Annotated in this window: 8 protein-coding genes; 6 read left to right on the forward strand and 2 right to left on the reverse strand. The window is 43.5% G+C overall.

Annotated features, from left to right (window positions below):
* Positions 1-2: 2 nt before the first annotated feature.
* Both AACT52_RS08090 and AACT52_RS08095 read right to left on the reverse strand, forming a co-directional pair.
* Positions 3-3,134 carry an MHYT domain-containing protein gene (locus tag AACT52_RS08090; protein WP_073630139.1) on the reverse strand — a complete coding sequence of 1,044 codons (3,132 nt, stop codon included), beginning with the start codon at positions 3,132-3,134 and terminating at the stop codon, positions 3-5.
* Positions 3,128-5,506: an NACHT domain-containing protein gene (locus tag AACT52_RS08095; RefSeq protein WP_073630141.1), complete on the reverse strand. Its 2,379-nt coding sequence runs from the start codon at positions 5,504-5,506 to the stop codon at positions 3,128-3,130. Before AACT52_RS08095 ends, AACT52_RS08090 begins: the two co-directional genes overlap by 7 nt.
* 1,182 nt (positions 5,507-6,688) lie before the next feature.
* On the opposite strand from AACT52_RS08095, the gene AACT52_RS08100 reads away from it, so the two are divergent.
* The 6 genes from AACT52_RS08100 to AACT52_RS08125 all read left to right on the forward strand — a co-directional run bounded on the left by AACT52_RS08100 (position 6,689) and on the right by AACT52_RS08125 (position 13,340).
* Positions 6,689-7,753 carry an NAD-dependent epimerase/dehydratase family protein gene (locus AACT52_RS08100; RefSeq protein WP_073630143.1) on the forward strand — a complete coding sequence of 355 codons (1,065 nt, stop codon included), beginning with the start codon at positions 6,689-6,691 and terminating at the stop codon, positions 7,751-7,753.
* On the forward strand, positions 7,714-8,280 hold the full coding sequence (rfbC, locus tag AACT52_RS08105; RefSeq protein WP_073630145.1) for a dTDP-4-dehydrorhamnose 3,5-epimerase: 567 nt from the start codon (positions 7,714-7,716) through the stop codon (positions 8,278-8,280). The genes AACT52_RS08100 and rfbC overlap by 40 nt, the downstream gene beginning before the upstream one ends.
* A gap of 453 nt (positions 8,281-8,733) precedes the next feature.
* The gene (locus AACT52_RS08110) at positions 8,734-10,014 is read left to right on the forward strand and encodes a class I SAM-dependent methyltransferase (protein ID WP_073630147.1); all 1,281 of its coding nucleotides are present in this window, start codon (positions 8,734-8,736) and stop codon (positions 10,012-10,014) included.
* Positions 10,015-10,259: 245 nt separating this feature from the next.
* Positions 10,260-11,111, forward strand: a complete 852-nt coding sequence (locus AACT52_RS08115) for a glucose-1-phosphate cytidylyltransferase (RefSeq protein WP_073630149.1) — start codon at positions 10,260-10,262, stop codon at positions 11,109-11,111.
* A 34-nt stretch (positions 11,112-11,145) separates the two neighbouring features.
* A complete protein-coding gene (locus AACT52_RS08120; protein ID WP_233153877.1) occupies positions 11,146-11,946 on the forward strand; it encodes a PIG-L deacetylase family protein in 801 nt (266 codons plus the stop codon).
* Positions 11,947-12,023: 77 nt separating this feature from the next.
* Positions 12,024-13,340, forward strand: a complete 1,317-nt coding sequence (locus AACT52_RS08125) for a DUF4910 domain-containing protein (RefSeq protein WP_233153878.1) — start codon at positions 12,024-12,026, stop codon at positions 13,338-13,340.
* The last annotated feature ends 41 nt before the right edge of the window (positions 13,341-13,381 follow it).

Consider the following 13,381-nt stretch of genomic DNA (forward strand, 5'->3'; position numbering starts at 1 on the left):
GTTTAAAGCCGCTCACGTTCGATTTGCAAGGCTGCCTTAACTGTTTCGTATGCCGCCTCAACTTGCAACACACCCGCCAATGCCCCTGTGGTGGTACCAGCGCCACCCATGACTTCCAAAGCCTTACAAAGCTCCAAAAGAGCGATCGCACCCAGGTTGGCACTCGCGGATCTTAGCGTGTGCGCCGCCTGTTGCAGTCGGCACGCGTCTCCTGTCGCAACAGCGGCACGCATCGCTTGCAGCAGTTGCGGCGCTTCTGCCAGATAATTATTGATGATTTCAGCCAGAACTTCGTTTGCTCGCTCACCCGCCATCTTGCGTAATGATTGCAACGTCTTCGCATCAAGAGGGGCAGAGGATAGAAATTTTTCATTCTCAAGAGCTCCCCTGCTCCCTTGCTCAAGAGCTCCCCCTGCTCTATTTGGCTGACACTGGCTCAAAGCCTGAACGAGTTTTTCTATTTCAATTGGTTTGCTGATGTAGTCATCCATACCTGCTTCCAAACACTGCTCCCTAGCATAGTCGGTGGCATAGGCTGTCATGGCAATAATCCGGGGTCGCTGGTCTTTTGACCATTCTTGGCAGATATGACGGGTGGCTGTCAATCCGTCCATTTTTGGCATTTGTATGTCCATCAACACCACGTCATACATTTGACAGCGCAGCGATCGCAGTACCTCTAGTCCATTGCCAACGGCATCAGCTTGATACCCAAGCTTCTTTAAGATGAGCAGGGCAACCTGCTGGTTCACTTGATTGTCTTCGGCTAACAGAATCCGTAGGGGTAACTGTTCAGCTATTTGAGGTATCGCAACTCTTGACTCCACCTTAGGGGTATCCACTTGCATGGGACTGGATTGGGCAATTAACGTGAAATAAAAGGAGGAGCCTTGACCCAGCGTACTCTCCACCCAGATCCGTCCTCCCATGATTTCGGTTAGCTGTTTACAGATGGCAAGACCCAGCCCCGTGCCTCCATAGCGACGGCTGATCGAAGAATCGACTTGGGTGAAGGGCTCGAACAGATGCTCGATCCGCTCTTGGGGAATGCCGATGCCTGTGTCCTTGACAGCAAATTCAATTTCATAAGTGTCTAAGGAGTCAGGACTCACGAGAGAACGCCAGTCTTGCTTGCCCCTCACCTTCTTTGCCGTTACCGAAACAGTCACTTTCCCAAATTCTGTAAATTTAACCGCATTACTCAGTAGATTCACTAAGATTTGGCTGAGTCGGGCAGCATCTGCTACGAGCGTCTTTGGGGTGGAGGGAGCAATCGAGTATGCTAGCTTTAAGCCTTTTTCTGCTGCCTTGGAAGCTACTAAGCTGATGGATTCCTCAACACATTTTTGTAGATCGAAGGGTTGTTGTTCCAGTTCGAGTTTGCCGCACTCAATTTTGGAGAAGTCTAAAATGTCGTTTATGATGCTAAGTAATGCGTCATTGCTGTGGCGAATTGTCTGGACAAAGCCTCGTTGCTCGGGTTTGAGTTCCGTATTCAAAAGCAGATTCGTCATCCCAATGACAGCATTCAGCGGGGTACGGATCTCATGGCTCATGTTGGCTAGGAACTGAGATTTGAGACGCGATGCTTCAAAAGCTGCTTCCCGCGCTTCTACCAATGCTGCCTCTCCTCGCTTGCGCTCGGTGATGTCTTCAAAGCTGCCGAGTATGCCTACAACATTTCCTCTCGAATCATGAAGTGGAACCTTGTTAGTGTCTAGCCAAGCTTGTTTGCCATCAGCTAGCAGTAGAGGTTCAATAATATGATATTCGGGTGTACTCGTTTCCATGACTCTCTGGTCACACTTGCGAAAGAAGTCCGCCTCCTGTGTCTGGTATGTCAAGTCGTAATCTGTTTTGCCAACAATATTCTCTGGACTGCCAAGGCCCACTAGTTGTGCAAAGTTACGATTGCAACCCAAAAAGACAGAGTTCCTATCCTTCCAGAAGATGAATTGCGGAATGTTATCCATCACTAACTGCAGCATCTGTTGCGACTCCCGCAGCGCCTCCCCGGTCCGCTTGCGCTCGGTGATGTCGCGGCAAGTGGTAACAATACCAGCCACACTCGGCTCAGCCAGTAGATTATTGACTAGCACTTCAAAATCTCGCCACGAACCATCTGCGTGCTGTAAACGAAACTCAGCTGTGATCTTGGTCTTAGAATAATCGAGGGCTTCCCTCAAGAGACTTTCTGCCTTGGGGCGATCGTCAGGATGGACGAGTTCAAAACCCTTTTTGCCAAGCAAATTCTCGGGTTGATAACCCAGAATATTTTTGACGGATAGGCTTGTGTAGCAAATGATGCCATCGGCTGCGATAACCGCAATAATATCAGATGCATTTTGCACCAAGGAGCGGAAGCGCTCTTCGCTCTCGCACAGTGCCTCGGCTCTGGCGGTCTCGGCACCCAGGCGCTGATCGAAAAAGCTAGTCAGATCCGTTAGCTTCAGGATGACCAAAGTCGCAATTCCAATTGCAGTCGCCAGTAAAGAGTGGTTCAAGCCATGAACGGGCTGTACCACTTGGTCAGCGGGCTGAAAGCTGACCGCCGCCATTGCTGTATAGTGCATCCCGGCAATGGCACCTCCCATGATGCTCGCACCGCCGAGCTTCCACACGCTCCCGCTCAGCATGGTCTGGGAGCGCAGATGGAACACCAGCTTTAGGGCGATGAGGGATGCACAGATCGCAATCACGACAGAAAGTGCAACCAGGTTTGGATCGTAGCTCGCTTTCGCTTGTAGTTGCATTGCCGCCATGGCGATGTAGTGCATGGCTGCAATCCCAAGTCCCATTAAAACGCCCCCAAAGAGCAACCCAAGCGTCGCCAGCTTCTCACGCCTGACGATGCAGAGCGCTCCTCCAGAGGTAACAATTGCCACCCCCATCGAGACTAAGACAATTGAGAGGTCGTGAGTTATGGGGATCGGCAGCTTATAAGCCAATATCCCGATGAAGTGCGTTGACCAGATGCCAATTCCCAGGGCGATCGCGCCAACCAAGAGCCACAGATTACGCGCTTGCCCAGTGCTCACCTCCACCCGTCCACCCAGATCCAGTGCTGTGTAACAGGCGATGAATGCGATCGCCACCGAAAAGACAACAAGGGGTACATCATAAGTGGCTACCATAGCTTCACCACATTTCCAGTAGCTAAATATACCTTTTTTTCCGATGCACCACCTGATGTTCTGGTGATGGGCAACAACAACGTTTCCGAAATCTGCTCTCGCACAGTGGGACTGACTTCACAAGCGACCTTGAGGCAATCCACCAGCAACTGGTTGGCAGCGTAGTACTGCTTGAGGACTTCCTTTTGCTGATCGCTGAACTGCCATTGATGACCTATATTGCGACACCGAAGCATCAGAGACCTCAATTTCTCAACCCAAGTCTGACCGTTAGCGTTCCACCATTTCTTCAACCTTTCTCTGCCTTGATCTGGGGCTGGTAGTTGTTTTTTAAGTTGTTGCAGCGATTGCTCGAACTCACAGTCACAGAAAACATCTATGTCATAAGTCAGAGCAAAACTGAGGGCAAGGACTCGATCCAGAGTCGGGTCAGCTGCCAGGGCTAGGCTGAGGGATAGCGCACGGTTAAGAGCCAGATCTACGGTCAAATCAGTGGCAAGATTACCAGCAACCCTGGGATCGATGGCAAGGGAGAGAGTCAGGTCACGGGTTATGCTCAGATCGCGAGGAAGAACCAGTGTCAGGTAAAAAGCACGAATAGCTGCTGCTTTGTAGGGAGCCTGGACGGAAAGGGACTTCTGGTTGAGCCAGATGAGGAACTGCTGCAATTGCTCATCAGCGCCAACAAGCGCATCAATCTGTTGCTTCATTAACTGCAGCAGGTCAGGGGCATGACCCAACATACCAGCTGTGAGTAAAAAGACTTTGCGCCAACGGGGTTCGGTCACATGGCTGACCAACTCGAGCAATTTTTCTTCTAATATCTCTGGTTTAGGACTAGTAACAATGTTTCTAGCCGTTAAATACTCTTGAAACGTGAGATGCGAGAACGAGTAAATCCCCCGCGCCCGCTCCACCAGTAGACCATGTGCTAAGAGCGATTTCAGCACTGCCTCACTATTGAGTTGCAGTACCTCGGGATCATCAGCTTGGGCAGTGGGTAAGTTACGCAGATAGTCCGCGATGTATTGCCGGACATTGCTTTTTGTAAAAAAGTAACGTTCTTGCTTAAAGGTGATGGCAGCAATTTGACTCAGCAGTTTGAGCTTGTGGGGTAAAGACAAATCACCATAAATACCATCGCGTTTAATGCTCCTGACTTGATCCCAGCGATTGAGCAAAATGTCCAATCCTTGCTTGTAAAGTTCGACCTGCCTAGCGGGAAAGTCTGAGCGGGTTTGAAACACACAACAAACCAGGTTGAGCAAAAGCGGCGACACAGCTAGTTCTCGAATGTGCCCATTTTCCGATAACTGCAACTTTTGCATGAACTGACTAGCTTTGGCTTGTGCTTGTTCACTGGAATTCCTACCAACGTTGACAAACCACTTTTGGACAAAGGCTTCTATTTGGAAGGCGTCAAAATCGGCAATTTCAATATCGGTGAATCCCTCAAACCGATACTGCTGAGTACCAATCCGACAGGTAATAATAAACTGATTTTTGTAATATTCCTCAGATAACTTGCGAATTTTTTTCACGATTTCGGCGCTATCTTCTTCTGGAATTTCATCCAAGCCATCCAGTAGAATCAACAGTTTGCCATGAGCGAGTAATGTTTGGATTTGCTGGTCACAAATGCCGAAGTAAGCAAGCTCTTGAGTGATATAGTTCAATAAACTAAAATCCCCTGTTTCTCTGGCATCCTCAGCAAAATTTTTTAATCGTATAAAAATAGGTATCCGGTCTCTTTGGAACTTGCCTTGATTGCATTGGGTGGCGATATATTGTAAAAATGTGGTTTTACCAGACCCTGGTTTGCCTAGCACCATTAGTTTGGGATAGGTTGCAACTGTCTGTAGCGCTGGAACGAGTTCATGACATTGATCCCAAGGGAAGCGGTCGAATTCTTTTGAAAAGCCTTGTAATTCAAAGATATCTAACCATCTTTGACTTGTAATATTATTCTGAATATTGACATCAACATAAATGTCTTCTAGCTCAATCGGTTGAGAAATATCTAACAACCGCATCGTGGCGCACTGGGCTTGAATTTTATCGCTTCTTTGCTTTCGCACCATTTCCACCAAGGCATCAATATCCTGGCAGCTGTCCCAATCGAGCTTTTTTTCCGTTACTGCGCCTCCTGTCGGTAGCTCAGCAATCTTTTGCCAATCCAAACCAAGTTGAAAGCAGATCTCCATGAAGCTCTGACGCTCAATCGGCTTCCCTGTAAAAAACTTCCAAATTGGCTGGCGAGTTTCCAGCCCTACCTCACTAGCTAGATATTCTTGCGTCCATTCCCGGATTTGAAAAGCCCTTTTTGCTTTCTCGATGCCTACGATAGATGCCTTCAACGAACGTCGTGCCATAAACCAGAACTCGAACCTCTAGAAATTTTCAACCTAAGGCAGCAATAAATAAATTAAGGACAATAAATTTGTTTTGACTTGCCCGTATTGACTTGTCTGTTGCTTTTTTATGCAACCGCCTGCACCCCGACAAGCATAGCCAGTTATTTCCTACTTTTGTGGTAGGTTAACTTTTATTAATTACGAATAATAAACGTCATTTAAATGTATTTCATAACTTTTTGATTAGCTTTTGAAACTCTTTTGTAATTGTTAGTTTTAATACATTTTTTTTGTTTTCAAGTCTAATTCCTATCAAACTCCTTGCTTTATAAGGTTTTTTTCTTTTGGTGTTGGAGTGCCTATTGCTATCCTAATTTGAAAGCAATCGTCGGGGCAACTGTCGGCTTGATATCTTGCAAATTCTCAACTTTGTTTTTATTTGTTTTATGTATCTGGAAATTAAACTACTAATGTTTACATAATCTTCTACCTTTAGACAGACTTTCTCTTAACTTATCCGGCAATGCTAAGTACAAAGAAGACTTTTGTAAAGCACTGAATAAACTTTCATCCTCCTGTTTGTTATTTTGATGATTTTCATAAGATACATATTTACAAATCAATGATTTTATGATATTTTAAAAAAAAATATTCAAAAAAAAATTAATAATAATTAATATCATCCGGCAGGATTCCTCATCTTCAGCGCCAGTCAAGTGGACACGCCAAGTAGTAGCGTGGCTTTTGGCGAGTATCAAGCCAAGCTAAATTGGGCAGATTGACTATTGCCCAAAACAGTCAGGGTGACTGTTGCCTTTGCGTAGGGGCAATGCCTCCACAAAGCTGTTAGAGTCAGCCAATATCGAGTTGCAGCGTCTAGCCTGCCTTGTATGGATCGTTACGAGCAAATGAATTTGCAGTAAGTGTGAGCATTATTCCACCCAAAGCGAGGCATAAACAGACCCAAACTATACAACTTATACGTTAAATCATACATTTCCCAGAACGCGATCGCAAACAGGTTAGTTGCACACTGTTATTTTATAGACGATTGCGCTGATACCACAGTATGGGCACAATCGGCTGCTGCAAGCGGCTCTTCGTGCCAGAGAAGCTCGTTACTTTGTTCAGGGTTTTGTAGTCATTAAGTCTGGGAGGTATTTTACAGAACCTGAGTTTATTTAGTAATATTTAAGACCTATGAAAATACTTGTAACTGGAACTGAAGGTTATATCGGCTCGTTATTAGCCCCAATCTTGATGCAACACGGACATGAGGTTATTGGGGTTGACACAGGATTTTATAAAGTTGGCTGGCTATACAACGGTACCGAAGTAACTGCCAAAACCCTAAACAAAGACATCCGCCACATCACAAAAGAAGATTTACAAGGTGTCGAGGCTGTCGTTCATCTAGCTGAACTTTCCAACGATCCCGCCGGGCAATTATCTCCCAATGTGACTTACGACATTAACCATAAAGGTTCGGTTCGTCTCGCCGAACTAGCGAAAGCATCTGGTGTGCGTCGCTTTGTCTACACTTCTTCGTGCAGTGTCTATGGCGTTGCGAGTGAGGACTATGTTACCGAAGAGTCTAAAGTCAATCCACAAACAGCGTATGCAGAATGTAAAACCTTGGTAGAGCGAGATGTTAAATTACTAGCTGACGATGGTTTCTCTCCCACCTTTCTGCGGAATGCCACAGCCTACGGCGCATCTCCCAGAATGCGCTTCGATATTGTTTTAAACAACCTGGCTGGATTAGCATGGACGACTAAAGAAATCAAGATGACGAGCGACGGAACTCCTTGGCGTCCGTTGGTTCATCTGCTTGACATTTGCAAAGCAATCGTTTGTACGCTCGAAGCAGAGCGCAACATTGTTCACAACCAAATCTTCAATGTGGGTGATACTGCCAGCAACTATCAAGTCAAAGAAATTGCCCAGATTGTAGCTGAAGTCTTCACCGGATGCAAGCTTAGCTTTGGGGACAGTGGTGCGGACAACCGCAGCTATCGGGTTTCCTTCGAGAAGATTAACACGACACTACCAGGATTCAAGTGTGAGTGGGATGCAGCTAAAGGTGCCCAGCAGTTGTTCAATGTGTTTAGTTCTATTGATATATCAGAATCCACTTTTTTATCTAGAGGATTCACTCGCTTGAAGCAGCTAGAGTATCTGATTCGCACTGGGCAAATTGATCAAAATTTCTTCTGGAATCAGTCATGCTATTCACAGAAACTCCACTCAAAGGCGCATTCCTGATTGACTTAGAGCAACGGCAAGATACTCGTGGCTTCTTTGCTCGTACTTTCTGCCAAAAGGAATTTTCCGCTCACGGCTTAAAGCCAACAATTGCACAATGCAACGTAGCTTTCAACTACAACTTGGGAACTCTACGGGGCATGCATTATCAAGTTGCTCCTGCAACCGAGGTAAAGTTGGTTCGCTGCACTCATGGTGCTATCTACGATGTCATCATCGACTTGCGCCCTGAATCTCCTACGTACAAGTTACACTTTGGCGTTGAGTTAACAGCTGAGAATCGCGTAGCTCTGTACGTCCCTGAGATGTTCGCTCATGGCTACCAAACGCTTACTGATGATGCTGAGGTTGTGTATCAAATGAGTGAATTTTATGCGCCAGACTACCAGCGTGGTTTGCGTTATGACGATCCCGCCTTTGGGATTGAATGGCCTTTACCTATAAGTGAAATTTCCGAGAAAGATACTTGCTGGTCTCCGTTTGAACCTGTTCTAGATTTTACCCAATACTTTTCAGTTAAGACTTGATCCCCCCTAGCCCCCCTTAAAAAGGGGGGAACAAAACCCGCCTTGTTAAGCGAGGAACAAAGCCCGCCTTGTTAAGCGAGGAACAAAACCCCCCTTGTTAAGCGAGGAACAAAACCCCCCTTGTTAAGCGAGGAACAAAGCCCCCGTTATTAAGGGGGAACAAAACCCGCCTTGTTAAGCGAGGAACAAAACCCGCCTTGTTAAGCGAGGAACAAAACCCGCCTTGTTAAGCGAGGAACAAAACCCGCCTTGTTAAGCGAGGAACAAAGCCCCCGTTGTTAAGGGGGAACAAAACCCGCCTTGTTAAGCGAGGAACAAAGCCCCCGTTGTTAAGGGGGAACAAAACCCGCCTTGTTAACGGAAGAACAAAGCCCCCCTTGTTAAGGGGGGTTGGGGGGATCTCCCTTGGAGTCGCTCTATCAAGTTACACATAACACTTAAAGAAGCTAATAAATGATTAAGACAACTTTGGAGTCCTACGTACAGAATGGTACAACCCTCAATCGTGGTTGCTGTCGATTTTGTGGATCAACATTAAAGCATACCTTTGTTGATTTGGGAATGTCACCGCTTTGTGAAAGCTACGTGTCACCTGAACAGCTTAACCAAATGGAGGCTTTCTATCCGCTGCACGTCTATGTGTGCGATCGCTGTTTTTTAGTTCAACTTCAGGAATATGTCAGCCCGCAAGACATCTTCACTGAGTATGCTTACTTTTCGTCTTACTCTGACTCTTGGCTACAACACGCCAAGAATTATACCGAAAACGTAATAGCTCGCTTTAGGTTACACTCATATACTCAAGTCGTGGAAATAGCTAGTAACGATGGTTACTTATTGCAATATTTTCTTGCCAAAGGAATTAATGTTCTGGGCATAGAACCAGCAGCTAATGTCGCTAAGGTAGCTATAAAAAAAGGCATTCCCACAGTTGTAAAGTTCTTTGGAAAAAACACAGCGAATGAATTAGCTGCTGATGGTACGCAAGCCGATTTATTAGTGGCTAATAATGTACTTGCTCACGTACCTGATATCAACGATTTTGTAGCAGGCGCTAAAATTTTACTCAAACCTCAAGGTGTCATTACTATGGAGTTTCCTCATTTAATGCGACTGATGGAGGGAAACCAGTTTGACACCATTTATCACGAACACTTTTCTTACTTGTCGTTGCTCACAGTAGAGAAACTTTTTGCAGAGCACGGTTTAACAATCTTTGATGTAGAAGAACTGTCAACTCATGGTGGTTCTCTAAGAATTTATGCAAGACAAGCAGAAGATACTTCTAAACCTATTAGTCAGCAGGTAAAGGAACTAAGAGCAAGGGAAGAAGCTGCTGGATTTAGCAATCTAAAACATTATTTTTCCTTTGGTGAAAAGGTGAAAGAAACCAAGTTCAAACTTTTAGAATTTTTAATTTCAGCGAAACGACAAGGAAAAACAATTGCTGGTTACGGCGCTCCTGGTAAAGGTAACACCCTTTTGAATTATTGTGGGATTAGAGAAGATTTCATTGATTACACCGTAGATAGGAACCCATACAAACAAGGTAAATTCTTACCAGGAACTCATATACCAATCTTTCATCCAGATAAAATTCAAGAAACACAGCCAGACTATCTGTTGATTTTACCTTGGAATTTGAAAAACGAGATCATGTCACAGATGTCGTATGTACGTGATTGGGGTTGTCAATTTATCGTACCGATTCCCGAAGTTAATGTCTATTCTTGAGCCAGCTAGAAATCAAGTCAGTAATCTTGGAAGAACCTCTCCCCTAACCCCTCCCCTGGTAGGGGAGGGGAATTTAGCTCCCCCTTCCCACAAAAAAAGTTTTTCCGCTTCCCTCTCCTAAAAGGAGAGGCTTAGGGAGAGGTGGGAAGGACGCTGGGGGGTTAGGTTCGTGATTAGTGAATTCATGCTCTATAAATCAACTGAAAATTCATTGAAATTTAATCAGAGAAAAAAAGGAAAATACAATGAAAGTAGTTTTATTCTGCGGTGGTTTAGGAACAAGATTAAGAGAATTTTTCGCCAATGTCCCTAAACCGATGGTTAATATTGGCTACAGACCAATATTGTGGCATGTCATGAAATACTATGCCCACTACGGACACAAAGATTTTATTTTGTGCCTTGGTTATAAAGCAGACGTCATCAAGAATTACTTTCTCAATTATGATGAGTGTGTTTCTAATGATTTTACGTTACAGGAGGGAGGCAAAAAAATCCAACTTCTAAATAGTGATATTGAAGATTGGAAAATTACTTTTGTCGATACAGGCTTGACTTCAAATATTGGTCAAAGGTTCAAGGCTGTTGAAGAATACTTAGAAGGGGAAGAGGTATTTTTAGCTAATTACAGTGATGGCTTGACAGATTTACACCTGCCTGACATAATTGAAGACTTTTATAGAGATGACAAAATAGCTAGTTTTCTCTGCGTCAAACCCTCGCAAAGTTTCCATTTAGTTTCCATGCAAGAAAATGGTTTGGTCACTGATATTCAAAGTGTCCAGCAAGCCGGGATTCGGATAAATGGAGGCTTCTTTGTATTTAAGAAAGATATCTTTAAATATATCCAACCCGGAGAAGAATTGGTGAACGAACCATTTCAAAGATTAATTAAATTAAAACAGCTAGCTGCTTATAAATACAATGGCTTTTGGGCGTGCATGGATACCTTCAAAGAGCAACAGCAGTTAGATGATATGTATTGTCAAGGTAACGCTCCTTGGGCAGTATGGAATCATGAAAGAAAGGCAAAATCTTTGCAATATAGTCGTATTCACCATGTTGCTCATGATTCTGTACCAGTCAAATTGGCTTAAGGATAAATACCATCGAATTTTACCCACGAACCGGATGAATTTTTCGCGCAAAGACGCAAAGGCGCAAAGTTTTCATAGCGTCTTTGCGACGCCAGAGCCGGCACGAGGGAAACCCTCCTGCATAGCGCTGGCTCGTCTTTGCGCGATATTTAAAATTTTCTTTGCGAGATATTTGTGCAATATGCTGAAATTCAATTTTGAGGAAAAGAACGACTCAAGTTATAAAGTTTTGTGTTTAGGAGCGCATTGCGATGATATAGAAATTGGTTGTGGAGGCACAATCTTAAGATTGATAGAAAGTTACCCGAATATTGTGTTTTATTGGGTTGTATTTAGCTCAAATATACAAAGAGAAAAGGAAGCTTATCACAGCGCTAATAAATTTTTAGAAAAAGTCCCAGAAAAAAATATAGTAATCAAACAATTTCAAGATGGTTTTTTTCCTTTCATTGGAATTGAAATTAAACACTTTTTTGAGCAATTAAAGCAAGATTATAATCCTGATTTAATTTTGACTCATTCTCGTCACGATCTGCATCAAGACCATCGCTTAATTTGTGACTTTACTTGGAATACATTTAGGAATCATTTAATCCTAGAGTATGAAATACCTAAGTATGATGGAGATTTAGGAAATCCTAATTTTTTTGTACATTTAAACGAGGAAATTTGTCAAGAAAAAATTAAGTATATTATTGACAGCTTCCCATCGCAAAATAACAAACAATGGTTTACAGAAGAAACATTTTTATCAATTCTAAGACTACGAGGAATTGAATCCAATGCGCCCAATAAGTATGCTGAAGCTTTTTATTGTCGCAAAGTGATTTTTTAACTTGAAAACTAAACTAGCAAGCTGATTAGATTTAGCTTAGATTGAAAATTTAATTATTTCTATAAAAGGTTAAAAACGTGAATATTACTGATATTAAAGAGAGGCTTAAGCCAAACGAAGTTAGCCAAGAAATGTACCAGTTAATATCACAATTGTATCCTATTTGCCGCTCTATTACTGGCAATGGTTTTCGAGAAACGCTGCATTGGATTAAAAAACATATTGAATTAACTCAGCATGAAGTTCCAACTGGTACTCAAGTTTTTGATTGGACAGTGCCTAAAGAGTGGAATATCAAAGATGCGTATGTTAAGAATTCCAAAGGAGAAAGAATTATAGACTTTAATAAATCAAACTTGCACGTTGTTAATTACAGCGTGCCTGTTAAGCAAAAGATGCATTTAAAGGAATTAAAGAAACATTTATTTACACTAAGCGATCGCCCTGATTGGATTCCTTATCGAACTTCATATTACAAAGAAAGCTGGGGCTTTTGTCTTAGTCACAAACAATTCTTGGAACTACAAGACGAAGAGTATGAGGTGTGCATCGATTCTTCCCTGGAGGACGGTCATCTAACGTATGGCGAGTATTACCTTAAAGGAGAGAAACCAGACGAAGTACTCATATCATGCCATGCCTGTCATCCATCACTTTGTAATGATAATCTCTCTGGTATTGCGATCGCAACATTCCTGGCAAAATATCTGAGCCAAATAAATCTTTCGTACTCTTATCGATTTATCTTCATTCCTGGAACTATCGGTTCCATCACTTGGCTTTCTTTAAATGAAAATCAGGTTCACAAGATTAAACACGGTTTAGTTTTAACTTGTCTAGGCGATCCGGGCAAGTCTACTTATAAAAAAAGCCGTCGAGGTGATGCGGAAATCGACAAAGCCGTGACTCATGTCTTAAAGCATTCTGGTAAAGATTCTGAAATCATAGATTTCTTTCCTTATGGGTATGACGAACGGCAGTTTTGTTCACCAGGATTTAACTTACCTGTGGGTTGTTTCATGAGAACACCGCACAGTTGTTATCCAGAATATCATACATCAGCAGACAATTTGGATCTCGTACAAACCGAGTACCTTGCCGATTCATTCTCCAAGTGTTTGTCAGTTCTGCATATACTAGAAAACAACAAAAAATACCTCAACCAAAATCCAAAATGTGAGCCGCAGTTGGGGAAAAGGGGTCTATACGGCGCAATCGGTGGACAGACGGATACAAAAATGAGAGAAATGGCTATGTTGTGGGTTCTGAATTTGTCTGACGGGAACTATACTTTGCTGGATATTGCAGATAGATCCGGTATGAGTTTTGATTCTATCAATCAGGCAGCAGATGCCCTGCTGCAACACGATTTATTACAAGAGAAACTTGAGTAGTCTTTGAGTGCTAGTGTTGTGGAGTGAACCAATAAGAACCC

The organism is Scytonema sp. HK-05, assembly GCF_963872035.1.
GTDB lineage: Bacteria > Cyanobacteriota > Cyanobacteriia > Cyanobacteriales > Nostocaceae > Kalymmatonema.

What these genes read in the sequence shown, in the direction of transcription:
- AACT52_RS08090 (WP_073630139.1), bottom strand. Translation starts at nt 3,134, where the DNA reads ATGGTAGCCACTTATGATGTACCCCTTGTTGTCTTTTCGGTGGCGATC.
- AACT52_RS08095 (WP_073630141.1), bottom strand. Translation starts at nt 5,506, where the DNA reads ATGGCACGACGTTCGTTGAAGGCATCTATCGTAGGCATCGAGAAAGCA.
- AACT52_RS08100 (WP_073630143.1), top strand. Translation starts at nt 6,689, where the DNA reads ATGAAAATACTTGTAACTGGAACTGAAGGTTATATCGGCTCGTTATTA.
- rfbC (WP_073630145.1), top strand. Translation starts at nt 7,714, where the DNA reads ATGCTATTCACAGAAACTCCACTCAAAGGCGCATTCCTGATTGACTTA.
- AACT52_RS08110 (WP_073630147.1), top strand. Translation starts at nt 8,734, where the DNA reads ATGATTAAGACAACTTTGGAGTCCTACGTACAGAATGGTACAACCCTC.
- AACT52_RS08115 (WP_073630149.1), top strand. Translation starts at nt 10,260, where the DNA reads ATGAAAGTAGTTTTATTCTGCGGTGGTTTAGGAACAAGATTAAGAGAA.
- AACT52_RS08120 (WP_233153877.1), top strand. Translation starts at nt 11,146, where the DNA reads ATGAATTTTTCGCGCAAAGACGCAAAGGCGCAAAGTTTTCATAGCGTC.